Annotated in this window: 1 protein-coding gene; it reads right to left on the bottom strand. The window is 30.2% G+C overall.

Features of this window, described 5'->3' with window-relative positions; genetic code table 11:
* Positions 1-111: 111 nt before the first annotated feature.
* Positions 112-513: hypothetical protein (locus MUW74_RS04085; protein WP_243553096.1), on the bottom strand; the 402-nt coding region annotated here is incomplete at its 5' end.

The raw sequence follows: 513 nt of genomic DNA, 5'->3' as shown, positions 1-513 counted from the left end.
GGTATATACATTAATTTTTTAATGCCTGTCAGATTAAAGATCAACTACTACATATTATTTTTCTTGATTTTTTGATTGATGTATTTGGCAATTTGTTTACAAGCATCTTTGCTATCCTTTTTGATCCTTCCATTTAGCGAACCCATTGACTAGATTGGCTAACTCTTGTGCATTAAATTCGTTAAGATATGTATTCTTTTCCTTGATTGTTTTGTTGATGTATTTGGCAATTTTTTGACAGGCATTTTGGGTATCTTTTTGATCCTTAAATTTAGAGAATCCATTGACTAGATTGGCTAAGCCTTGTTTGTCAAACGATGCTAGATATGTATTCTCTTTCTTGATTTTTTGATTGATGTATTTGGCAATTTCTTGACAAGCTTTTTTTATTATTTTGTTCTGATACCATTTGCTAAATCCATTGACTAATAAGCATAATGATTGAGGCTGATAGGTTGCTAAATCTTCATAAGATTCATTAATATATTCAGCCATTTTTTGACAGGCTTGTTG

Origin of the sequence: Candidatus Cardinium sp. cBcalN2 (genome assembly GCF_022810445.1) — a bacterium.
Lineage (GTDB): Bacteria > Bacteroidota > Bacteroidia > Cytophagales > Amoebophilaceae > Cardinium.
This window is presented reverse-complemented; position numbering and strand designations above follow the sequence as displayed.